Raw genomic sequence first — 20,842 nt, 5'->3', positions numbered from 1 at the left:
GGCGGCCGCAGCCAAAGAGCCTAGAACCCGAACTCCGGCTGGGCCGCGCCCGGATGCTGGGTCTCGGGCAGGTGGCAGGTGAAGGTCGAGCCGGCGCCCGGCTCGCTCTCCAGGGCCACCCAGCCGCCGTGCAGCTCGACCAGCGCCTTGACCAGGGCCAGGCCCAGGCCCGGGCCGCCGCGATCACGACCGACGAAGCGGTCGAAGATGTGGGCCTGGACGTGGAAGGGCACGCCCCGGCCGGTGTCGGTCACGTGCAGCTTGACCTCGCCCAGGGCCCGCGTGGCCGAGATCGTCACCTTGCCGCCCGGCGGGGTCTGGCGCAGGGCGTTCTCGACCAGGTGGTCGACGGTCTGGTTCAGGCGCTTGGCGTCGCCACGGATCAGGCCGACCTCTTCCTCGCAGATCACTTCCAGGGTCACGCCGCCGATCTCGGCGTCCTTGCCGCCGCGATCGAAGGCGCCTTGCAGCAGGTCGCCGACGCGGATGTCCTCGATCTCCAGCGCCATCTCGCCGGCGTCGATCTGGGCCATGTCGAGCACGTCGTCGATCGAGCGGGCCAGCTGGGTGGCGGCCGCGCGCACGGCGGCCACGTGGCCCTTGCCGCGCTCGTGCAGGCCCTCGGCCCGCTCCAGCAGCTCCGAATAGCCGATGATCGTCGTCAGCGGGGTGCGCAGCTCGTAGGAGACGTTGCCGACGAAGTCGCGCTTCAGCCGCTCGGCCTCGGCCAGGGCGGCCGAGCGGTCGGCCAGGGCGCTTTCCAGGTGGCGGGTGTCGGTGACGTCGGCGAAGGCGATCAGGGTCGCGCCGTCGGGCAGCGGCCGGCTCTGGTAGACGACGATGCGGCCGTCCGAGGTGCGCACCTCGCCCGAGGTCGGCGCGCGCATCTGCGGATCCGGATCGGCCACCCGGCCCTTCAGCTCGCGCCAGAAGGTCAGGTCGTGCAGGCGGCGCACGCACAGCTCGACCACGCCCTCGAAGTCGCCTGCGGCCTGGAGGGCCAGAGGCGTGACGTTCCAGAAGGTCTCGAAGGCCTCGTTGTGCAGGCGAAGGCGGCCGTCGGAGCCGAACACGGCCACGGCGTCGTTCAGCTTGTCCAGCGTGGCCTGCTGCACCTGGATCAGGGCGTTGTACTGGGCCTTCAGGCGCAGCTCGCCGGTAATGTCGGAATAGAGCAGCAGCATGCCACCCAGCGGGTGGGGCTGGCGCACGACCTTGAGGGTCCGCCCGTCGGGCAGGTCCCACAGCTCGTCGGCCTGGGGACCGAGATCCTCGTAGCGGGCCAGTTCGGCGGCCTTCCACTTGGCGTAGTCGACCGTCTCGGGCAGGCGGCGGCGCTGGCGCAGGCGATCGAGCACCTCGCCATGGGTCGGCCGCTCGGCCAGCCACGCGGGCTCCAGGCCCCAGAGGTCGGCGAAGGCGGTGTTGTGGAACGACAGGCGGCGGCTGGCGCTGAAGATCGCCACGCCGTCGGCGATGTGGTTCAGGGTCTCGTCGTGGGCGGCGACGTGGTTCTTCAGCGTCTCGCGGACGTCTTCGACCTCGGTGACGTCGGCGCTGAACACCCCGGCCCCGCCGCCTTCCAGCGGCTTGACGGTGAAGCGGAAGGCGCGCCGGCGGCCGTCGATCGGCGTCCAGCGCACGGTCTCGCGGCGCTCGCCCTTGGCGGCGGTCTCGACGGCCAGGGCGTCGACGGCGCGGTCGAAGGTCTTGCCGTCGCGGGCGGCCTGCTGGGCGTTCTCCACGCCGGTGGCGCGCAGATAGGCGGCGTTGGCCCAGGTCGGGGCGCCGTCGGCGGCGGCGATCCAGGCCGGTTCGGACAGGCCGTCGACGAAGGCGGCGAAGCGGGCGGCGCTGGGCAGGCCCGCGTCGCCGGTCTGGGCGGCCAGGCGCAGCCAGGCCAGAGCGCCGGCCGCGCGGCCTTCGACGATGACCCGGCCGCCGGGACCACGGGCCTCGAAGGCGCAGGCCTCGCCGCGCTCGAACAGGGTCTTGAGGCGGGCGGCGTGGTCGGGATCGCCGACGGTCAGGGCCTGGACCACCGCGTCGGGGGTCGCCGCGACGCCCAGCACCTGGGCGCAGGCGGCCAGGCTGTCTTCGCCGGAGACGAGGCGGGCGGAGCCGTCCTCGACCGCGACCAGGGCGTTGTCGAAGGCCTCGGACGAGGCCTGGGTGGCGAGCGAGCCGCTCTCCAGCTCTTGCAGGCGGCGCAGCATGGCGGCCATGCGGGCGTCGAAGGCGCGCCGCTGGGCCAGGGCCCACAGGGTGGCGCAGATCGCCAGGCAGACCGCGCCGGCCGCCGCGGCCAGGATCAGATCAAGCGATGTCATCCGGCGTGTCGCTAGGCCCCAACAAGGCGGAAAGGTCGAATCAGATTTGGCAGCTTAGACCGCGCGCGGCGAGAGCGCGATCAGCCCTTCCTCGCGAGCCAAATGATGCTTGTGTGGGAAGCAACGCATTGCGATCTCAGCCAATCAGCTTCGGACATTCGCGCTTTGCAAGGAGGCACCCACTAGCCCCATTCAAAGTTTTCTGGACGCCGGCCGCCCCACAAATCGCCCGACAAACATTTGTACCATATGATCTTTTTCAAAGAAAATAGCCAAACAACCTACTACCAATTGGCTGCATTTTGCTCGATTTGGAACATGCTTAACTAACTTATTTGGCAGGGCGAATTACGGCAATTGAGGTTACTCGGATCGGCCATTTAAATTGATGGTTAATTTGAAATTCACCAACAAAATAGACCTATTTTTTACTTACAGGTAACCCGCACAGCGTCACCCTTGGCGTCACCGCCATCGTGGCGGTTACCTAGGAGGCTGAGGCATGAAGCTCAGAATGAAGATCGACATAGAGTTGGCGGGTGACCTGTCAAAGGTCACCCGCCTAGCCCGATACCTGGCCACCGCGTCGGCAATAGCCTTCACGGGTTACGTCCTGAATTTCTAAAGTTCGGACCCAGGTTCGGACTGTCGCGCCCGCCGGGTTCAGCGGTGGGCGCGACATGATTCTATCATAGACTCATTCGACGACGCTCCCTAGCGCGCCGGCACTTTGTCGCTGGGCGTATTCGGCCCGCCGTGTCTTTACATGTGGCGATCAATCATGTCCCGACGCGCCACGTTTCAAGTCGGCGCCGATAGCTCTATCTGAGAACCATGACCTGGACCGACCGCCTCGCCCCCTCGCTGGACGACTTCGCCGCCCTGGCCAAGGCCGCCTTCGACGCCCTGCCCGAGGACTTCCGCCGCCTGACCGGCGACGTCGTCTTCCGCATCGACGACTTCGCCACCGACGACGTGCTGGCCAGCCTCGGCATCGAGGATCCGTTCGAGCTGACCGGCCTCTACCAGGGCGTGGACCTGTCGCGCCGCTCGGTGCTGGACACCCTGCCCAACCCGTCGATGGTGTTCCTCTATCGCCGCCCGATCCTGGACGAATGGACCGAACGCGGCGACGTCACCCTGGGCGAGTTGATCGAGCACGTGCTGGTCCACGAGATCGGCCACCATTTCGGGCTGTCGGACGACGACATCCACCGCATCGAGGACGAAGCATGAGCCTTTTCCCCGTTCCTCTGTTCGACGCCGACACGTGGCGCGAGCGCATGGACGAGCGCTGGTTCGAAAGCGGCGTGGCCATCGCCGAAAAGGGCGACGTCGACCTGGTCGCGATCGAGGACGACGCGGTGACCGCCCACGTCACCGGCAGCGCCGGCGACCTCTATGTGGTCGAGCTGCGCAGCCCCGCCGGCGAGGGCCGCTGCGACTGTCCGGGCTTCGAGAAGTTCGGCGCCTGCAAGCACCAGGCGGCTGTGGTGGTCGCGTCCAACGCCCTGGACGAGCCGGCCCTGCAAGCCGTGCGCGACCGCATGGCCCGCCTGCGCGACGGCCTGGCCCTGGACAGCCGCGAGGCGCTGGTCGAACGCCTGATCGATCTGGCCCGGCGCGATCCGAAGGTGCTGGCCAGCCTGGAAGCCTGACGGCGATAGCTAAAAGCAATCGATCAATAGTTCTGAGCAATACCTGAGGATAAAACGGCGATTATCGCCCGGTTTCGCTCAATGATCGGTGCGTAAAAGCACAATATCCCTCGTCACGAGAGTTTGCGATTGAATATCACGGATTCTGCGCAATACTTTCCGCAGATTCGTCGGAGGTTGATGCAACACCGCTGACGACTGGCCGCCCGACGCTCCACGACGTGGACGCGTGGCGGTCAGCCGCGTTGCGAGAGATTGCGTCCCGTGTTCACCCCTCGCGCCAAGGTCGGCAAGCCGGAGAACAAGACCCTCGTGGTCCTGCTGTCGGTCTTGCAACTGACGGCCGTGGTGCTGGTATGGCTGGTCGCCCTGGTTCCCGCGGCGCTGGCGGCCCTGGCCGTCACGCTGTGGAAGGCCAGCCGGCCGGCGCCTCCGGGCAAGTTTCCACCAGCCTGAACCCGCTTTTCGAGTCCCCGTCCCGTCCATGGAACTGCGCCACGTCCGCTATTTCGTCGCCCTTGCGGAGGAGTTGAACTTCACGCGGGCGGCCGCGCGCCTGGGCATCGGCCAGCCGCCGCTGAGCCAGCAGATCCGCGACCTTGAGACCGAGATCGGCTATCCGCTGTTCCTGCGCCGCCCGCACGGGGCCGAGCTGACCGAGGCCGGCCGCGTGTTCCTGGCCGAGGCCCGCCAGATCCTCGAGCAGGCCGACCGCGCCCTGCAGGCCGCCCGCCGGGCCGGCGGCGGCCACGTGGGGGCGCTGCGGGTGGGCTTCACCTCGTCGGCCAACTTCCACCCGGCGGTGACCGAGGCCTTCGCCGTCTTTCACTGGAAGTATCCGGACGCCAGCCTGATCGTCGAGGAGAGCCATTCGGCCCGCCTGGCCGAGCGGCTGCGGCGCGCGGAACTGGACGCGGCCTTCGTGCGGCCGGGCAATGTCGCGGCCGAGGGGCTGGACCTGCTGCCTCTGGGCGAGGAGCCGTTGGTGCTGGCCCTGCCGGCCGGCCATCGGCTGGCGACCCAGGCCCGGGCGCCGGTGGCGGAGCTGCGCGGCGAGCCGTTCGTGATCTTCTCGCAGGGGATCGGGCGCACCTTCCTGGGCCTAATCCGGCAGGCCTGCGCGCAGGAGGGGTTCGAGCCCGTCATCGCCCAGGAGACGCCGCACATCGTGGCGATGATCAATCTGGTCGCCGCGGGCCTGGGCGTGGCCATGATCCCCGGCTCGATCGCCCAGCTGGCCGTGCGGGGGGTGGTCTATCGCCCGCTCGACGGCGCGACGCCGCGCGTGCCCCTGGCCCTGGCCACCCGGGCCGGCGACGCCTCGCCCTTGGTGCGCAACTTCCTGGAACTGATCCCGCAACCGGCGGCGAAGGACTAGGCCGCGCCGCCGCGCCTGTGCCATAGCTGGGGCGATGATCGAGACCGAAGCCCTGTTGCACATCGCCTGCGAAGCCGAGCAGGCCGGCGACTACGCCCGCGCCCGAGAGGGCTACGCCCGCTGCGCCGACCTGGGCGACATCACCGGCCTGACCAACCTGGCCTACATGCACGACACGGGTCTCGGCGCCCCGCCCGACAAGGACGAGGCCATGCGCCTCTATCAGCGGGCCTGGCGGCAGGCCCGCTGCACGGTCGCGGCCAACAACATCGCCATCCTCTATCGCGAGCGCGGCGACCACCGCGCCATGGTCCGCTGGTTCGCGCGCGGCGCGGCGGCGGGCGACGACTCCGCCTGCCTGCAGCTGGCCAAGTGCTACCTGCAGGGCATCGGCGTGCGGCGCTCGGTCGAGGCGGCCGTGCGGTGCCTGGCCAAGGTGCTGTCGTCCGACACCGTCTACGAGGACGACGCCGACGAGGCCGAGGCGCTGATGGAGCAGTTCCGGCCGCGCCTGGCCTAGGGCCTTATCGACGGTCAGCTGTTCGCGACCTTCAAATCCGTGCCTCCCCGCGAAGGCGGGGACCCAAGCTGGATTTCAGGATGAGGCGCGGCCGTGGGTCGAACCCAACCTCGGCTTGGATCCCCGCCTTCGCGGGGATGCTCGGTGAAAAATGAGCCCAGGCCGCCGAATGCCGATCCGCCTCAGACCAGCACGCTCTCCACCCAGCGCGGCACGACCTCGCCGGCCGGCCCGTAGAGGCGCTCGTCGAAGGCCCGGGCGTTGTCGGAGGGCTCCAGATTGATCTCGCAGGTGCGGATCCCCATCCGCCGCGCCTCGCCCACGAAGCCGGCGGCCGGATAGACCGAGCCCGAGGTGCCGATGGCGACGAAGAGGTCGGCCTCCTCCAGGGCGTCGAAGATCTCGTTCATGAACAGCGGCGTCTCGCCGAACCAGACGACGTGCGGCCGCGCCATGCCGACCTCGCCGCAGGCTTCGCAGACCGCCGCCGCGTCGAGCGGACCCGGATCGGGCCGCGTCGCCTGGCAGGCGTGGCAGCGGGTGACGGCCAGTTCGCCGTGCATGTGCACGACCTCGGTCGAGCCGGCCTTCTCGTGCAGGTCGTCGACGTTCTGGGTGCACAGAAAGAGCCGCCCGCCCCGCGCCGCCAGCTCGGTCTGAAGCCGCGCCAGGGCGAAGTGCGCCGGGTTGGGCGCCGCCCCGGCCAGGTTCTCGCGGCGGGCGTTGTAGAAGGCCCGCACCTTGGCCGGATCGCGAGCGAAGCCCTGCGGCGTCGCCACTTCCGAAAGGTCGTACTGGGTCCACACCCCGCCCTCGTCGCGGAAGGTGCCCAGCCCGCTCTCGGCGGAAACCCCGGCTCCGGTAAGCACGAAGACGTTCAAGCCCATGGCGGCGTTTCTCTTTCTGCTTCAAGCGACTGCGGCAAAGGTGACGCCGTCGTCATTTTTAATTTGACCGTACCGGAAGTTTGAGTGGACAGTGTTCACTCGGATAGAGGCCCGCGCCAGACGGGCCCTCTCCGCGCCCACAGGAGAGGAGCCGACCGTGACGGACAAGAACATCACCAAGGACGCCATGTATGACGCCGTGGCGCCCGACGACTTCGAGTCCATGCTCGAGCTCGACCGGTACAACAACCGCTCGACCGCTTTCGACAAGATCATCTCGGCCACTCACGACCACTTCTGGGACCCGCTCGACAAGGCCTATATCGATTTCGACGAGCCGTTCGACATGGAGAACCAGCCGCTGGTTCCCGAGGAACTGGTCATCGCCCTGTCGACCGACTACGTCTCCAATCACCTGTCGGATCCCAAGCAGCGCACCCGCTTCATCAACCAGTCGGTGCTGCGCAGCTTCTCGTCGATCCTGCACGGCGAGCAGGGCGCGCTGAACCTGTCGGCCAGCCTGTGCCACGTGCTCAAGGACCAGGGCGCGCAGGAATACGCCGCCAACCAGACCCGCGAGGAGGCGCGCCACGTCACCGCCTTCGCCAAGTACATCAAGGCCCGCTGGGGCAAGCCGGTCGAGTGCGGCCCGGCGCTGAAGACCCTGCTGGTCGAGATCATCGCCGCCCCCGAGGTCTACAAGAAGATCATCGGCATGCAGATGCTGGTCGAGGGCCTGGCCATGGGCGCCTTCGCCACCTTCTTCAAGGAAATCCACGATCCGCTCGGCAAGAAGCTCTTGCAGCTGGTGATGACCGACGAGGCCTTCCACCACAAGTTCGGGAAGATTTGGGCCGACCGCACGGTGCCCAAGCTGACGCCCGAGGAGCACGCCATCATCGAGGACTGGGCGGCCCACTGCTTCCAGACCCTGCTGTTCAACCTCGTCTCGCCGCACCAGCAGCTCGACCTCTACCGCGAGTTCGGCCTGGATCCCGACAAGGTGGTCGAGGAGTACGGGAAGATCATGACCGACGACCTGCGTCGGGAGAACATGAAGGAGCAGACCAACATCTTCCGGGTGCTGGTGAAGACCCTGCTCAACGCCGGCATCATCACCGACCGCACCAAGGCCTTCTACGCCATGTACGTCGACCTCGACGAACTGCGCGCCGAGGGCGACCGGATGGTCGGCGACGACATCGCCGAGGAAGGCATCCGCCACCTGCAGGCCATCAACTTCAAGGACCGCGTCGCCCCGGTGACCATCGCGGCGGAGTAATTGGAAACCCCTCTCTCTTCGAGAGAGGGAGGGGCCCGCCGCGCAGCGGTGGGAGGGTGAGAGGTTTCACCGCTGGCCGGTAAACCTCCGCCCCTTTTCTGCTTTTCCTCGTCATCCCGGCCGAAGCGAAGCGTAGAGCCGGGACCCAAGGGCCGCCGCAGTGCGCTGGCGACCTTGAGGGCGGTGAACACGACCGCCGAGCCCAGTCCCCCTGGGTCCCGGATAAGCCCTGCGGGCTTTCCTGGATGACGAAGAGGGGGCGAGATCGGACAGTTTGTTACCTCTCACCCTCCCACGCCTTCGGCGTGGGCCCCTCCCTCTCTCAAAGAGAGAGGGTTTCCGCGTAGGGGAACACCCCCGCGCCGCCTTGCGTTTGCTTCCGTTCGAGGGATGAACTTGAGCAGGGCGAAAAGCCCGCCTCCCCAGGCAAGCAGCAAGGGGGCAAGCAGCAAGGTGTCGGAATGCGAGCAGGCCTGATCACCATCGCGGCGGTCGTCACCGCCCTTACCACCATGGGCCCGATGCTGGCCTTCGCCGGCGCACAGCCGCCATCCAAGCCGGTGGCGGCGGGCTTCTATACGGGCAAGTGGTACGAGATCGCCCGCACCCCCAATTCGGGCCAGCGCAACTGCGAGGCCCCGACCACCGAGTTCACGGCCAGGACCGCCGACAGCTTCTCGGTGCGCCAGGTCTGCCGCCGCGACAGCGCCGGCGGCAAGGCCCGCACCTTCAACACCACCGGCAAGATCGTCGCCGGATCCGAGAACGCCAAGTTCTCGATGAGCTTCCTGGGCGGCATGAAGAAGCAGGAATACTGGGTGCTCGACCGGGCCGACGACGAGTCGTGGGCGATCATGGCCACGCCCGGCGGCAACTTCGTCTGGCTGCTGTCGCGCAAGCCGGTGATGGACGAGGCGGCCAAGGAGGCGGCCCTGGCCCGGGTCAAGGCGCTGGGCTACGCCAAGCTGGTCTTCCCGCAGCAGCCGGAAGCCTGACGCATGCGGCGCGTCTCCCCGGCCATCGTCGGCGCGATCCTGCTGGCCTTGGGCGCGGCGGCCGCCTGCGCCGCCCGCCCGACCGGCAATCCCAGCCCGCCGCAGCCGGCCAAGAGCGTCGAGCTGAAGCGCTACCTCGGCCTCTGGTACGAGGCTGCCCGCTACGACTTCCGCTTCGAAAAGGGCTGCGACGGCGTCACCGCCGAATACGCCCTGCGCCCCGACGGCCTCGTGGAGGTGCGCAATACCTGCCGCCAGGGCGGTCCCGAAGGGGTCGAGAAGATCAGCCTGGGCAAGGCCAAGCTGGCCGACAAGGTGACCGGCGCGAAGCTGAAGGTGTCGTTCTTCGGCCCGTTCTTCGTCGGCGACTACTGGGTGCTCGACCACGCCGACGACTACAGCTGGTCGATCGTCGGCGAGGGCAGCGGCCGCTATCTCTGGCTCCTGACCCGCGACAAGCCGACCCCCGCCCTGACCCAGCAGCTGACCGACCGCGCCGAGGCCATGGGCTACGACGTCTCGCGCCTGCGGGTGACCAAGCACGCGCCGGGCTAGGGCGAGCGCCACGGTGGCGCTCGCCCGCCGGTCGTGGCAGGTTCGCTCCCGTCATCGACGGGGGCGTCCATGGAACGGAAAGTCATTGAGAGCGCGCGGTGGAAGCTGGCGCTGGGCCTGGCCGGCAGCTTGGCCTTCGTGGCGCTGGGCGCCTGGCTGATCGACAAGGCCAAGGACGACGAGCGCCTGATGCCCTGGCTATGCATCCTGTTCTTCGGCTTCTGCGCCGCGGCCTTCCTGGTGCAGCTGCTCAAGCCCCAGCGGCTGGTGCTCGACCCCGACGGCTTCCAGGTCGAGGGCGGGCTGAAGCCCGGCAAGAAGGTGGCCTGGGGCGAGGTGGAGGCGTTCTTCGCCTGGAAGCTGCCCAAGGGCGGGACGATGGTCGCCTGGCGACTGCGCGAAAAGCCGCGACAGCACGCGCCCGTAGGCAATTTCGGGCGCGGCCCCGGCGTCGACGGCGTCCTGCCCAGAACCCTGACCGTCGGGACCAAGGCCCTGCTCGCCGAGATGGAGGCCTGGCGTACGCGTGGGACCACGAACAGACCCGTCGCCCCGCCGATCCTGGTGGAGTAGCCGCCGGCCCTAGGTCGGCGGATCGCTGCGGGTGCGGGCGTAGCGGGCGAACTTCGCCGTGGCCTGCTCGCCCGCCTCGGCGATAGCCTTGCGCTCCTCGGCGGGAACCTGGGCCAGCGTACGGGCATGGTCCCAGATCGGAGCGCCCCAGGCGCCCGCCTCCGAGCGCAGGGCGTAGGCCCAGATGCCCGGCGCGACCGGCGTCGCCCGCGCGTCGGGCCGGCGCAGGAAGCCGGCGACCAGGTACTGGCCGTTCGACTTCACCCGCAGATAATAGGCGTTGGGCGACCCGCCGGTGGGCGCGCGCTGGGGATCGATCGGCAGGCTCCCGTCGCCGCCGAGCACCGCGCGCAGCTCGCGTCCAAGATCGACCGCGCCGGCGGCGGGATCCTCCGTGCCCAGCGGATTGCCTTCGCGCATCAGGGCCTGCTCGGCCTTGGGCGCACCGATGATCACCGTATAGTCCCCGTGCTCGGCCCGCCGGGCCCTGTCGGCGAACGGCGGCTTGCCGGTGCGGGCGCGGTAGGCCTCGACCAGCTCGGCGATCTCGTGCACGTCGGCCATGCGCTTGGCGTCGGCGTCGGTCTGGAAGGCGTCCTCCACGGAGGCGGCCTTGGCCTTCAGCACAGCCACGCCGCCGACGCCGGCCACGGCCAGCGCGACGGCGGCCAGAATCCAGGTTCTTCTCTTCAAGACGATCTCCCCCTCGCCCGCCGCTATAGCGCGAACCGCAGGTTGGTCGAGGCCGAAAGGCGCCCGCCCGCCGTGCATCGAGCAGACGCCGCCCGCTTGCATGGCGAACAAAGATGGAACATGGTGACGACCATGGACGTCGTCGTCGACATCGCCCTCTCGCGCTCGGACATGTCCCGGCCGGAGACCACCCTGGCCGTCACCCGCGGGGCCGCGCGGCTGCTGGTCGACCTGGGCTACGCGCCCCTGGCCGAGGTGACCCTGCCCAACGGCCGGCGGGCCGACCTGATGGCCCTGGGCCCCAAGGGCGACATCGTCATCGTCGAGGTGAAGTCGGGGCTGGAAGACTACCGCGTCGACCGCAAGTGGGGCGAGTACGCGCCCTATTGCGACGCCTTCCACTTCGCCGTCGCCCCGCACTTTCCGGATGGGATCCTGCCGGAGGAGCCGGGCCTGATCGTCGCCGACGGCTTCGGCGGGGCCGTAGTGCGGGCCGCCCCTGTCACGCCCCTGGCGCCGGCCCGGCGCAAGGCCCTGACCCTGGCCTTCGCCCGCCTGGCCGCCCTGCGCGCCGCCGGAGTCGCCGCCGAGCGCCTGTCGATCTGAAAATAAACCATCCCTGCGACATTCTGTCCGAACACAACTCAAGATGACGCCAAAGCAGGGGAAGGACCCACCCTGCCCTATAGGGAAATGCCGATCTAGAGTTGTTCATTGGTCGACTACCGGACATTCCTGGTTAGTCGGATAACGCCGTGATTTAGGCGGCGTTACCTCTTCTTTACGTCCGGCGCGCGATCACCCCGCTCATAAGCCCAACAAAGGGCAGGGGATTTCAACAGAATGTCGAAGACGAAACCCGCAGCGGCGCTGGCCGCGGCGCTCCTCACCATCGCGCCTCTGAGCGCTCACGCCGACGCCGCCAAGGACCTCCAGATCGCTGGCCGCGCGCTGACCTTCCTCGAGAACGGCCCCACCGGCAAGCAAGTGCTGGGCGTGGTGTTCGATCCGTCCAAGCCCGCCTCGGTCGCCGAGAAGAACGCCGTCATGGCCGCCATCGGCGGCGGCATGAACACCGGCGCCCTGACCCTGACGGCCAAACCGGTCGAAGCCGGCGCCGTCTCGGGCGTCAGCGGCGTGGCCGCCCTCTATGTCACCACCGGCGTCAACGTCGGCGCGGCCGCCAAGGCCAAGAAGATCATCACCATCGGCTCGGACGCCTCCTGCGCCGCCAGCGGCGCGTGCGTGATGAGCGTGTCGGCCGACCCCAAGGTCGAGATCATCGTCAACCGTTCGGCCGCCGCGGCCGTCGGCGCGGTCTTCAAGTCCGCCTTCCGCATGATGATCCGCGAAGTCTGATCCCGGCCAGCTAAAGAGACATAATTCCATGAAAAAGACTCTCCTGGCCGGCGCTTCCGCGGGCCTCCTCGTCGCCGCCGCCTCGGCCGCTCACGCGCAATCCATCGACTACGGCTCGCTCGAGCAGCTGTTCAACGAACCGGTCACCACCAGCGCCACCGGCGCCCCGCAGCGCTCGACCGAAGCGCCGGTGGACATGACCATCATCTCGGCCGCCGACATCCAGCGCTCGGGCGCCACCGACCTGCCGACGATCCTGTCGCGCGTGGCCGGCCTCGACGTCGAGAGCCGCGGCGCCGGCGCCTCGGACGTCAGCGTCCGCGGCTACAACCAGGCCATGTCGCCGCGCCTGCTGGTGCTGATCAACGGCCGCCAGGTCTATCTCGACCACTACGGCTACACCGCCTGGGCCACCCTGCCCGTGCAGCTGTCGGAAATCCGCCAGATCGAAGTGGTGAAGGGCCCCAACAGCGCCCTGTTCGGCTTCAACGCCGTCGGCGGCGTGGTCAACATCATCACGGTCAACCCGAAGTTCGACGACACCGGCGACATCACCCTGCGCACCGGCTCGGCCCGCTACGGTGAAGTCTCGGCCGCCAAGTCGTTCAAGGTCGGCGAGCGCTTCAGCGCCCGCGTCTCGGCCGGCGCGGCCAAGTCGGACGAGTACGAAAACACCGTCGGCGTCGCCAAGAGCCAGCTGAACGACCCGTCGCGCGTCACCGCCAACATCGACACCGTCACCCAGCTGACCGACAAGGCCGAGCTGCGTGTCGAGGGTTCGTACTCGAACGTCCAGGTCAGCGACATGCTGTCCAACTACGCCTACTCGCCCAGCAAGTACCTGACGAGCTCGGTGAAGGGCACGCTGACCGCCGAGACCAAGGTCGGCCAGCTGCAGCTGTCGGCCTACCAGAACGACCTGACCGCCAAGCACCTGATCCTCGGCCAGAACGCCCGCTTCGAGAACCAGATCCGCGTCGTCTCGGTGCAGGACCTGTTCAAGATCGGCGCGAAGCACACCCTGCGCGTCGGCGCCGAGTACCGCCACAACGAGGTCAACACCGCCCCGATCGGCGGCGCGCAGGTCAGCTATGACGTGCTGTCGGCCTCGGCGATGTGGAACTGGGCGATCACCGACAAGCTCGCCTTCACCGCCGCCGGCCGCTACGACAGCCTGGACCTGTCGCGCGAAGGCACGTTCCCGGCCGGCTCGCCGCCGCTGGGCAACGGCTACTGGGACCGCAAGATCGAAGAGCCGAGCTACAACCTCGGCCTGGTCTGGCGCGCCACCGACGTCGACACCTTCAAGGCCACCGCCGCCCGCGGCGTGCAGGTTCCGACCCTGGTCGACCTGGGCGCCCTGCAGGCCCGCGTCACCGTCGGTCCGTACACCATCGGTCTCGCTGGCAACCCGACCCTCGAGCCGGCGATCATCACCAACTACCAGCTGACCTACGAGCGCGCCCTGCCCGCTCTCAAGGCCGAAGTCAGCGCCAAGGCCTTCGTGCAGAAGACCGAGGACGTGAAGGGCCAGCCGACCTCGGCCCAGATCGACGTGGCGGCGACCCTCGTCAGCCTGCCGGTGCTCAGCTACCGCAACATCGGCGACAGCAAGATGACCGGCTTCGAGCTGGCCGCCTCGGGTCAGCTGACCGGCGGCTTCCGCTGGAACGCCGACTGGACCCACACCGAGGTCGACGACGAGCCGACCGCCGGCTTCTCGCCGGTGCTCCGCACGGCCGCCTACGCCGAGACCACCCCGGAAAACCGCGGCAACGTCTCGCTGGGCTGGACCGGCGGCGCCTGGACGGTCGACGGCTACGCCCACTTCGTCGGCGAGCACCGCGCCTACGCGCTCTACAGCGCCGCGGCTGCGCCGAACCTGGTGGACATCGACGCCTACGCCGCCCTCGGCGGCCGAGTGGCCCGCGCGTTCGACCACGGCGTGACCGTGGCCCTGAGCGGCCAGAACCTCGGCGACAACCGCCAGCGCCAGAGCGCCGGCCTGGAAGTCGAACGCCGCGTGTTCCTGAGCGTCAGCAAGACCTGGTAAGCGTTTCGGGTCTCCCGAAAACCGGAAAGGGCGGCCTGAAAGGGCCGCCCTTTTTGATTCAGCCTTCTCCCCTTGCGGGAGAAGGTGGCGGCGAAGCCGTCGGATGAGGGGTCTCTCAAACTTGGGACGCCCCACCCAGCCGATCCGCCCTACGCGGCGTCGAGGTCTGAGAGACCCCTCACCCGACCTCCTTCGGAGGCCACCCTCTCCCGCAAGGGGAGAGGGATCACCAGTCGTCCTTTTTCTTCTTCATCAGGGCCAGCAGGCCCGGATACGGCCCCTGCCCCGTGCGGTAGAGGCACCACTCGTCGTCCTTCTTGCAGGCGCCGTCGAAGAAGTCCTTCTTGGACTGGTCGATCACCGCGTACATCGGCGCGTCCTTGGCCTTGATCCCCAGCTTGTCGTCGCAGGCGGCGCGTTCGGCCTTGGTCAGGCGGTAGAGGTCGGCGTGGTTGCAGCCGCCGCCTTCGCGGGCGGCCTGGCGCAGCGCATCGCCGCCGGGCGTGGGCGTGCCGCGCGACTTGAAGCCTGGCGGAGCGACGGCGGCGCGGGGCGCGTCGGGCGCGGCCGGTGCCGGCGTCGGAGCGCTGGCGACTTGTGCGGGCGTTTGGGGCGGCGGCGGAACCACGGCGTGGGCCGGAGGCGCGGCGGCGGAGGTCTGCGGCGCGGGCGCGGCGTCCGGGAGCCGCAGATGCGCCAGCGGCGGCGGGGCGACGTCGACCAGGTCGACGATCAGGCTCTGCGGCTCGACCGGCGGCGGCATGATCTTGATACCGCTGACCAGGGCGACGCCCAGCAGCACGTGCAGGCCGCTCACCGCGATCAGGGCGAGGGCGAAAGGCCTTCTGCGGCGAGCTGTCGATCGCCTACCGGCCATCCCGAATCCTTACCTCCGCGCAACAGGCGCGAGGCGTTCCCGTTACAGAGCCCATGGGGCGCGAGGATGTCGGCAATGATGCGGCGGCGAAAAGAAAAGGCCCGGCGTCGCCGCCGGGCCTCCTCATTTCACCTTGCGGGCGAAAGCGACCTCAGGCGGCCGCCTTCTCCTTGACGCCGAAGCGGCTGTAGAAGGTCTCGCCCTTGGCGGCCATCTCGCGCAGCAGGGCCGGCGGGGCGAAGCGCGCGCCGTAGGACGCGGTCAGCTGGTCGAGGGTCTCGACGAACTTGGCCACGCCGATGCCGTCGATGAAGCTGACCGGGCCGCCGGTCCAGGGCGCGAAGCCCCAGCCCAGGATGGCGCCGACGTCGGCTTCACGCGGATCGGTGATCACGCCTTCCTCGAAGCAGCGCGCGGCCTCGACGGCCTGGCGGTACAGCAGGCGGGTGCGGATCTGCTCGATCAGCGCCTTGTCGGCCTCGGTGGTCTTGACTTCAACCAGCTCAGAAAGGCCCGGCCACAGGGTCTTGGGACCCTTTTCCGGATAGTCGTAGAAGCCCTTGCCGTTCTTGCGGCCGTAGCGGCCCAGGTCCTCGACCATCTTGGCGATGATCGCGGTGAACGGGCGCTCCTCGTACTTGTCGCCGAGGTCCTTCTTCGTCTGGACGGCGATCTTGTGCGACAGGTCCAGCGCGACGTCGTCGTGCATTTCCAGCGGGCCGCGCGGCATGCCGGTGGCGCGACCGACATTGTCGATGATCGCAGGCGCGATGCCGTCGCTGAGCAGCTCCATGCCTTCCTGCACGAAGGTGCCGAAGCAGCGCGACGTGTAGAAGCCGCGGCTGTCGTTGACGACGATCGGGGTCTTCTTGATCTTCAGCACGTAGTCGATCGACTTGGCGATGGTCGCCTGGTCGGTCTTCTCGCCGAGGATGATCTCGACCAGGCCCATCTTGTCGACCGGCGAGAAGAAGTGGATGCCGATGAAGCTTTCCGGACGGATCGAGGCTTCGGCCAGGCCGGTGATCGGCAGGGTCGAGGTGTTGGAGCCGAACACGGCGGTGTCGGCCAGCTCAGCCTCGGCCAGCTTGGTGACGGCGGCCTTGACGTCGCGGTTCTCGAACACGGCTTCAACGACCAGGTCGCTGCCCTTGACGTTGGCGTAGTCCGACGTCGGATGGATGAGGGCCAGGATGGCCTCGCCCTTCTCGGCCGTCAGCTTGCCGCGCGAGACGGCCTTCTTGACCAGGCCTTCGGCGTAGCCCTTGCCCTTGTCGGCGGCTTCCTGCGTCTGGTCGATCAGCACGGTCTCGATGCCGGCCATGGCTTGGACGTAGGCGATGCCCGCGCCCATCATGCCGGCGCCGAGCACGGCGACCTTCTTGACGTCGTAGTACGGCACGCCGGCCGGACGGCCCGAACCCTTGCCCAGCTCCTGAAGCGACAGGAACAGGGTGCGGATCATGCCCTTGGCCTGCGGGGTCATCAGGGTCTTGAGGAAGTAGCGGGTCTCGATGCGGATGGCCGCGTCGAACGGAACCTGCAGGCCCTCATAGACGGCCTTCATGATGTTCTGCTGGGCCGGGTAGTTGCCGTAGGTGTTCTTGCGCAGCATGGCGTTGCCCATGATGAACACCTGGGCGCCGGTCGGGGTGTAGGGGCCGCCGCCGGGGATCTTGAATTCCTTCTTGTCCCAGGGCGCGACCGGGTCGCCCTTGGTCTTGATCCAGGTCTTGGCGGCTTCGACTTCCGTACCGGCCGGCACGACTTCGTGCACGACCTTGGCGCCGAGCGCCTCGGCCGGCTTCATCGACTTGCCTTCGAGGAGGTACGGGGCAGCAGCCATGACGCCCATCAGGCGCGTCAGGCGCTGGGTGCCGCCGCCGCCCGGCAGCAGGCCGACCTTGGCTTCCGGCAGGCCCAGCTGCAGCTTCGGCAGGTCGGCGACCACGCGGTAGTGGGTGGCCAGGACGAATTCCAGGCCGCCGCCGAGCGCCAGGCCGTTGATGGCCGCGGCCACCGGCTTGCCGCTGGTTTCCAGGCCGCGGAAGGCCTTGTTCAGCGCGAAGCCGGCGTCGAACGCGGCTTGCAAATCACCGCCGCCCAGGCCGCCATTGCCGCCCAGTTCACCCAGGTCCGCGCCGGCGCAGAAGCCGGTGGTCTTGCCCGAGGTGATGACGACGCCCTTGATCTCGGCGTCGGTCTTGATGCGCTCGACCAGCTCGCCGACTTCCTTGATCACCGAAGCGGTCAGGGTGTTCATCGAACGGCCGGGGACGTCGAAGGTGACCAGGGCGATGCCGTCGCCGTCGACCTCGATCTTGAAGTTTTCCATGTTCTCTTCTCCAGATCCGCGGGGACTGGAGGGAGGAGCGCGCCGCGCTCACCCCCTCAGTCGCTCCGCGACAGCTCCCCCAGAGGGGGAGCATCGGGTTGTTATGATCAGACGCGTTCGATGACCGTGGCGGTGCCCATGCCGGCGCCGACGCACAGCGTGATCAGGGCGGTTTCCTTGTCGGAGCGTTCCAGCTCGTCGACCATGGTGCCCAGGATCATCGCGCCGGTGGCGCCCAGCGGGTGGCCCATGGCGATGGCGCCGCCGTTGACGTTCATCTTCTCGTGCGGGATGTCCAGCGCCTGCATCATGCGCAGGACGACGGCCGCGAAGGCTTCGTTCAGCTCGTAGAGGTCGATGTCGGCGACTTCCATGCCGAGCTTCTTGAGCAGCTTCTCGGTGACCAGCGACGGGCCGGTCAGCATGATCGACGGCTCCGAACCGATCGAGGCCATGCCCTTGATGCGGGCGCGGGCCTTGAGGCCCAGCGCGTCGCCCATTTCCTTGGTGCCGATCAGCACGCCGGCGGCGCCGTCGACGATGCCCGAGCTGTTGCCCGCGTGGTGCACGTGGGTCATGCGCTCGACCTGCGGATAGCGCTGGGTGGCCACCGCGTCGAAGGCCATCTCGCCCATGCCGGTGAACGAGGCGTTCAGCGAGGCCAGGGTCTGCATGGTGGTCGAGGCGCGGACGGTCTCGTCGTGGCTCAGGATGTTGAGGCCCAGCTGGTCCTTCACCGGCACGACCGACTTGGAGAAGCGGCCCTCGGCCCATGACTGGGCGGCGCGGCGCTGGCTCTCGACGGCGTAGGCGTCGACGTCGTCGCGGCTGAAGCCGTAGAGGGTGGCGATCAGGTCGGCCGACACGCCCTGCGGCATGAAGTAGGTCTTGAAGGCCGACGACGGATCGGTCGGCCAGGCGCCGCCGTCGCTGCCCATCGGCACGCGGCTCATGCTCTCGACGCCGCCGCCGATGGTCAGGTCGGCTTCACCCGAGATGACCTTGGCCGCGGCCATGTTCACGGCTTCCAGGCCCGAGGCGCAGAAGCGATTGATCTGCACGCCGGCGACGCTCTCGGCGTAGTCGGCGGTCAGGACGGCGGTGCGGGCGATGTCCGAACCCTGCTCGCCGACCGGGGCGACGCAGCCCAGGACGACGTCGTCGACCTTGGAGGTGTCCAGGCCGTTGCGGTCGCGGATGGCTTCCAGGACCTGGCTGGCGAGGGACAGGGCGGTGATCTCATGCAGAGAGCCGTCCTTCTTGCCCTTGCCGCGCGGGGTGCGCACGGCGTCGAAGATGTAAGCGTCGGCCATTGAATGGCTCCTTCCTGCGATCTTTTAAGTGTGTTGGCCCTGAGGGGCGTTTTCGAACACCGGCTCGACGCGGACTTCAGTCCGAACCGAGTTGGCGATGAAACAGGCGTGGTGGGCGGCCTCGTGCAGGGCCGCCAGCTTGGCTTCGTCGGGCGCGTCGCCCTCGAAGACGATGTCGGGACGAAGGGCGACATGGCTGACCCAGTGAGCGCCATGCTCGTTCTTGGTCATCGTCCCCTCGGCCTCGTCGCGATAGGCGCTGATGAAGAAGCCGGCGCGACGGGCCAGGTCGAGGAAGGTCAGCATGTGACAGGACGACAGCGCCGCCACGAACATCTCCTCGGGATCGACGCCCGCCGGGTCCGACCAGGGCAGCGGCACCACCGACGGCGAAGCCGAGCCGAGCGCCGTCACGCCGCCGTCGAACGACAGGGTATGGGCGCGGCTGTAGCGGCCCTTGGGGAAATCCGCCCCGGCCTCCAGCTTCCAGTCGATGATGGCGACGTGGGTCGACATCACTTCTTCCAGGCGCCGATCGGCGACTTGTGGATCGGGGCGCAGGACAGGCCGCGCGCGCCGGCCTTGGCCGAATAGACCACCCGCTGGCCGAACTCCGGCGCGGGCAGGCGGCAGGGCGTGAAGCCCGGCGTGTTCACGGTCAGGGTCCAGGTGGCGATCTTGGAGCGCAGCAGGTTGTTGCACTGCTCGACGCCCGGCTTCAGCGGCAGGTCGAAGGCGCCGGGCTGCGGGCGCTTGCCCTCCAGCTTGCCGGAGAACTGCAGCGGGCGGCGGCCCTCGGCGCGCACGCAGACCACGGCCGCGCGGGCCGTATCCTGAGCGGGCGGAGGCGGAGCGTCGGCGAAAAACATCAGAGCGTCCTCGCGATCAGCAGTTTCATGATCTCGTTGGTGCCGCCGTAGATGCGCTGGACGCGGCTGTCCTTGTACATCCGGGCGATCGGGTACTCGTTCATGAAGCCGTAGCCGCCGAACAGCTGCAGGCAGCGGTCGACGATCTTGTTCTCCAGGTCCGTCACCCAGTACTTGGCCATCGAGGCCGTCGAGGCGTCGAGATCGCCCTTCAGGTGGCGCTCGATGCAGTGGTTGACGAACACCTTGGCGACGGTGCCTTCCGTCTTGCACTCGGCCAGCACGAACTGGGTGTTCTGGAAGGCCAGGATCGGCTTGCCGAACGCCTGGCGCTCCTTGACGTAGGCGATGGTCAGCTCGAGCGCCCGCTCGATGGTGGCCATGCCCTGGACGGCGATGTTCAGCCGCTCCTGCGGCAGCTGGGCCATCAGCTGGAAGAAGCCCTGGCCCTCGTCGGTGCCCAAGAGGTTCTCGGTCGGGATCTTCACGTCGTTGAAGAACAGCTCGGACGTGTCCTGGGCTTCGTGGCCCAGCTTGTCGAGGTTGCGGCCGCGCTCGAAGCCTTCCGCGCCGTCGGTCTCGACCACCAGCAGGCTGGTGCCGCGCGCGCCGCCGGCCGGGTCGGTCTTGGCGACCACGATGATCAGATTGGCCGTCTGGCCGTTGGTGATGAAGGTCTTGGAGCCGTTGAGGACGTACTGGTTGCCGTCCTTCTTGGCGCTGGTCTTGATGCCTTGCAGGTCGGAACCCGCGCCCGGCTCGGTCATGGCGATCGCGCCGACCAGCTCGCCGGTCGACAGGCGCGGCAGCCAGCGGCGCTTCTGCTCCTCGGTGCCGTAGTGGGTGATGTACGGCATGACGATGGCGTTGTGCAGGCTGGCGCCGAAGCCGTCGACGCCCTTCTTGCCCAGCTGTTCCATCAGCACGACCTCGTGGCGATAGTCGCCGCCGGAGCCGCCGTATTCTTCAGGGGTAGAGAGGCCGAGCAGACCGGCCTCCCCCGCCTTGTTCCACATCGCGCGATCGACGCAGTGGTTCTTGCGCCAGGTCGCGACGACGGATTCAGGGGCGTGCTCGTCGAAGAACTTGCCCACCGCGTCCTCGAAGATCGTGATGTCTTCTTCGGCCATGAAGGCGGGTTTGGCGACGTCGAGCACGCTCATGA

21 protein-coding genes are annotated in these 20,842 nt (G+C 68.3%); 12 read left to right on the top strand and 9 right to left on the bottom strand.

Annotated features, from left to right (window positions below; all coding sequences use genetic code 11):
* Positions 1 to 20: 20 nt before the first annotated feature.
* On the bottom strand, positions 21 to 2,330 hold the full coding sequence (gene divL, locus AC1RRS_RS20500) for a cell cycle protein kinase DivL (protein ID WP_492856771.1): 2,310 nt from the start codon (positions 2,328 to 2,330) through the stop codon (positions 21 to 23).
* Positions 2,331 to 3,164: 834 nt separating this feature from the next.
* On the opposite strand from divL, the gene AC1RRS_RS20495 reads away from it, so the two are divergent.
* From AC1RRS_RS20495 to AC1RRS_RS20475, 5 genes are all read left to right on the top strand, one after another.
* Positions 3,165 to 3,566, top strand: coding sequence for a metallopeptidase family protein (locus tag AC1RRS_RS20495; RefSeq protein ID WP_492856770.1), 402 nt, complete (start codon positions 3,165 to 3,167; stop codon positions 3,564 to 3,566).
* The gene (locus AC1RRS_RS20490; RefSeq protein WP_492856769.1) at positions 3,563 to 3,988 is read left to right on the top strand and encodes an SWIM zinc finger family protein; all 426 of its coding nucleotides are present in this window, start codon (positions 3,563 to 3,565) and stop codon (positions 3,986 to 3,988) included. Before AC1RRS_RS20495 ends, AC1RRS_RS20490 begins: the two co-directional genes overlap by 4 nt.
* Before the next feature lie 264 nt (positions 3,989 to 4,252).
* Positions 4,253 to 4,444 carry a hypothetical protein gene (locus tag AC1RRS_RS20485; protein WP_492856768.1) on the top strand — a complete coding sequence of 64 codons (192 nt, stop codon included), beginning with the start codon at positions 4,253 to 4,255 and terminating at the stop codon, positions 4,442 to 4,444.
* 28 nt (positions 4,445 to 4,472) lie between these two features.
* Positions 4,473 to 5,366, top strand: coding sequence for a LysR substrate-binding domain-containing protein (locus tag AC1RRS_RS20480; RefSeq protein WP_492856767.1), 894 nt, complete (start codon positions 4,473 to 4,475; stop codon positions 5,364 to 5,366).
* A 34-nt stretch (positions 5,367 to 5,400) separates the two neighbouring features.
* Entirely contained in the window at positions 5,401 to 5,886 is a 486-nt protein-coding gene (locus AC1RRS_RS20475) for a tetratricopeptide repeat protein (protein WP_487292380.1), read from the top strand.
* 182 nt (positions 5,887 to 6,068) lie between these two features.
* Here AC1RRS_RS20475 and AC1RRS_RS20470 read toward each other — a convergent pair whose 3' ends face one another.
* The gene (locus tag AC1RRS_RS20470; RefSeq protein WP_492856766.1) at positions 6,069 to 6,773 is read right to left on the bottom strand and encodes an NAD-dependent deacylase; all 705 of its coding nucleotides are present in this window, start codon (positions 6,771 to 6,773) and stop codon (positions 6,069 to 6,071) included.
* 157 nt (positions 6,774 to 6,930) lie between these two features.
* Here AC1RRS_RS20470 and AC1RRS_RS20465 point away from each other — a divergent pair, with 157 nt between their 5' ends.
* The 4 genes from AC1RRS_RS20465 to AC1RRS_RS20450 all read left to right on the top strand — a co-directional run bounded on the left by AC1RRS_RS20465 (position 6,931) and on the right by AC1RRS_RS20450 (position 10,178).
* Entirely contained in the window at positions 6,931 to 8,055 is a 1,125-nt protein-coding gene (locus AC1RRS_RS20465) for a ferritin-like domain-containing protein (protein WP_110119468.1), read from the top strand.
* A 461-nt stretch (positions 8,056 to 8,516) separates the two neighbouring features.
* Positions 8,517 to 9,050 (top strand): lipocalin family protein, encoded by a 534-nt coding sequence (locus AC1RRS_RS20460; RefSeq protein ID WP_487292382.1) that lies wholly within the window; start codon positions 8,517 to 8,519, stop codon positions 9,048 to 9,050.
* 3 nt (positions 9,051 to 9,053) lie between these two features.
* Positions 9,054 to 9,605, top strand: coding sequence for a lipocalin family protein (locus AC1RRS_RS20455; RefSeq protein ID WP_492856765.1), 552 nt, complete (start codon positions 9,054 to 9,056; stop codon positions 9,603 to 9,605).
* Positions 9,606 to 9,674: 69 nt separating this feature from the next.
* On the top strand, positions 9,675 to 10,178 hold the full coding sequence (locus AC1RRS_RS20450) for an STM3941 family protein (RefSeq protein WP_492856764.1): 504 nt from the start codon (positions 9,675 to 9,677) through the stop codon (positions 10,176 to 10,178).
* Between the two features lie 9 nt (positions 10,179 to 10,187).
* On the opposite strand, the gene AC1RRS_RS20445 is transcribed toward AC1RRS_RS20450, so the two are convergent.
* Positions 10,188 to 10,871 (bottom strand): hypothetical protein, encoded by a 684-nt coding sequence (locus AC1RRS_RS20445; RefSeq protein ID WP_492856763.1) that lies wholly within the window; start codon positions 10,869 to 10,871, stop codon positions 10,188 to 10,190.
* A gap of 171 nt (positions 10,872 to 11,042) precedes the next feature.
* Here AC1RRS_RS20445 and mmcB point away from each other — a divergent pair, with 171 nt between their 5' ends.
* The 3 genes from mmcB to AC1RRS_RS20430 all read left to right on the top strand — a co-directional run bounded on the left by mmcB (position 11,043) and on the right by AC1RRS_RS20430 (position 14,283).
* Positions 11,043 to 11,477: a DNA repair putative endonuclease MmcB gene (mmcB, locus tag AC1RRS_RS20440; protein ID WP_370444012.1), complete on the top strand. Its 435-nt coding sequence runs from the start codon at positions 11,043 to 11,045 to the stop codon at positions 11,475 to 11,477.
* 237 nt (positions 11,478 to 11,714) lie between these two features.
* Entirely contained in the window at positions 11,715 to 12,230 is a 516-nt protein-coding gene (locus AC1RRS_RS20435) for a hypothetical protein (RefSeq protein ID WP_492856762.1), read from the top strand.
* 28 nt (positions 12,231 to 12,258) lie between these two features.
* Positions 12,259 to 14,283, top strand: coding sequence for a TonB-dependent receptor plug domain-containing protein (locus AC1RRS_RS20430; protein ID WP_492856761.1), 2,025 nt, complete (start codon positions 12,259 to 12,261; stop codon positions 14,281 to 14,283).
* Between the two features lie 226 nt (positions 14,284 to 14,509).
* On the opposite strand, the gene AC1RRS_RS20425 is transcribed toward AC1RRS_RS20430, so the two are convergent.
* From AC1RRS_RS20425 to AC1RRS_RS20400, 6 genes are all read right to left on the bottom strand, one after another.
* Positions 14,510 to 15,160: a hypothetical protein gene (locus tag AC1RRS_RS20425; RefSeq protein WP_492856760.1), complete on the bottom strand. Its 651-nt coding sequence runs from the start codon at positions 15,158 to 15,160 to the stop codon at positions 14,510 to 14,512.
* 151 nt (positions 15,161 to 15,311) lie between these two features.
* Entirely contained in the window at positions 15,312 to 17,495 is a 2,184-nt protein-coding gene (locus tag AC1RRS_RS20420; protein ID WP_487292470.1) for a 3-hydroxyacyl-CoA dehydrogenase NAD-binding domain-containing protein, read from the bottom strand.
* A 107-nt stretch (positions 17,496 to 17,602) separates the two neighbouring features.
* The gene (locus AC1RRS_RS20415) at positions 17,603 to 18,808 is read right to left on the bottom strand and encodes an acetyl-CoA C-acetyltransferase (protein WP_492856759.1); all 1,206 of its coding nucleotides are present in this window, start codon (positions 18,806 to 18,808) and stop codon (positions 17,603 to 17,605) included.
* A 24-nt stretch (positions 18,809 to 18,832) separates the two neighbouring features.
* Positions 18,833 to 19,324, bottom strand: coding sequence for an OsmC family protein (locus tag AC1RRS_RS20410; protein ID WP_492856758.1), 492 nt, complete (start codon positions 19,322 to 19,324; stop codon positions 18,833 to 18,835).
* Positions 19,324 to 19,677 carry a hypothetical protein gene (locus AC1RRS_RS20405; protein ID WP_492856757.1) on the bottom strand — a complete coding sequence of 118 codons (354 nt, stop codon included), beginning with the start codon at positions 19,675 to 19,677 and terminating at the stop codon, positions 19,324 to 19,326. The genes AC1RRS_RS20410 and AC1RRS_RS20405 overlap by 1 nt, the downstream gene beginning before the upstream one ends.
* Positions 19,677 to 20,840 (bottom strand): acyl-CoA dehydrogenase family protein, encoded by a 1,164-nt coding sequence (locus tag AC1RRS_RS20400; RefSeq protein ID WP_110119480.1) that lies wholly within the window; start codon positions 20,838 to 20,840, stop codon positions 19,677 to 19,679. The genes AC1RRS_RS20405 and AC1RRS_RS20400 overlap by 1 nt, the downstream gene beginning before the upstream one ends.
* Positions 20,841 to 20,842 lie beyond the last annotated feature (2 nt).

The sequence above is a fragment of the Caulobacter sp. GW821-FHT12A07 genome, assembly GCF_058807655.1.
This window is presented reverse-complemented; position numbering and strand designations above follow the sequence as displayed.

What these genes read in the sequence shown, in the direction of transcription:
- AC1RRS_RS20460 (WP_487292382.1), top strand. Translation starts at nt 8,517, where the DNA reads ATGCGAGCAGGCCTGATCACCATCGCGGCGGTCGTCACCGCCCTTACC.
- divL (WP_492856771.1), bottom strand. Translation starts at nt 2,330, where the DNA reads ATGACATCGCTTGATCTGATCCTGGCCGCGGCGGCCGGCGCGGTCTGC.
- AC1RRS_RS20410 (WP_492856758.1), bottom strand. Translation starts at nt 19,324, where the DNA reads ATGTCGACCCACGTCGCCATCATCGACTGGAAGCTGGAGGCCGGGGCG.
- AC1RRS_RS20475 (WP_487292380.1), top strand. Translation starts at nt 5,401, where the DNA reads ATGATCGAGACCGAAGCCCTGTTGCACATCGCCTGCGAAGCCGAGCAG.
- AC1RRS_RS20470 (WP_492856766.1), bottom strand. Translation starts at nt 6,773, where the DNA reads ATGGGCTTGAACGTCTTCGTGCTTACCGGAGCCGGGGTTTCCGCCGAG.
- AC1RRS_RS20415 (WP_492856759.1), bottom strand. Translation starts at nt 18,808, where the DNA reads ATGGCCGACGCTTACATCTTCGACGCCGTGCGCACCCCGCGCGGCAAG.
- AC1RRS_RS20425 (WP_492856760.1), bottom strand. Translation starts at nt 15,160, where the DNA reads ATGGCCGGTAGGCGATCGACAGCTCGCCGCAGAAGGCCTTTCGCCCTC.
- mmcB (WP_370444012.1), top strand. Translation starts at nt 11,043, where the DNA reads ATGTCCCGGCCGGAGACCACCCTGGCCGTCACCCGCGGGGCCGCGCGG.
- AC1RRS_RS20405 (WP_492856757.1), bottom strand. Translation starts at nt 19,677, where the DNA reads ATGTTTTTCGCCGACGCTCCGCCTCCGCCCGCTCAGGATACGGCCCGC.
- AC1RRS_RS20430 (WP_492856761.1), top strand. Translation starts at nt 12,259, where the DNA reads ATGAAAAAGACTCTCCTGGCCGGCGCTTCCGCGGGCCTCCTCGTCGCC.
- AC1RRS_RS20495 (WP_492856770.1), top strand. Translation starts at nt 3,165, where the DNA reads ATGACCTGGACCGACCGCCTCGCCCCCTCGCTGGACGACTTCGCCGCC.
- AC1RRS_RS20455 (WP_492856765.1), top strand. Translation starts at nt 9,054, where the DNA reads ATGCGGCGCGTCTCCCCGGCCATCGTCGGCGCGATCCTGCTGGCCTTG.
- AC1RRS_RS20490 (WP_492856769.1), top strand. Translation starts at nt 3,563, where the DNA reads ATGAGCCTTTTCCCCGTTCCTCTGTTCGACGCCGACACGTGGCGCGAG.
- AC1RRS_RS20480 (WP_492856767.1), top strand. Translation starts at nt 4,473, where the DNA reads ATGGAACTGCGCCACGTCCGCTATTTCGTCGCCCTTGCGGAGGAGTTG.
- AC1RRS_RS20435 (WP_492856762.1), top strand. Translation starts at nt 11,715, where the DNA reads ATGTCGAAGACGAAACCCGCAGCGGCGCTGGCCGCGGCGCTCCTCACC.
- AC1RRS_RS20420 (WP_487292470.1), bottom strand. Translation starts at nt 17,495, where the DNA reads ATGGAAAACTTCAAGATCGAGGTCGACGGCGACGGCATCGCCCTGGTC.
- AC1RRS_RS20450 (WP_492856764.1), top strand. Translation starts at nt 9,675, where the DNA reads ATGGAACGGAAAGTCATTGAGAGCGCGCGGTGGAAGCTGGCGCTGGGC.
- AC1RRS_RS20400 (WP_110119480.1), bottom strand. Translation starts at nt 20,840, where the DNA reads ATGAGCGTGCTCGACGTCGCCAAACCCGCCTTCATGGCCGAAGAAGAC.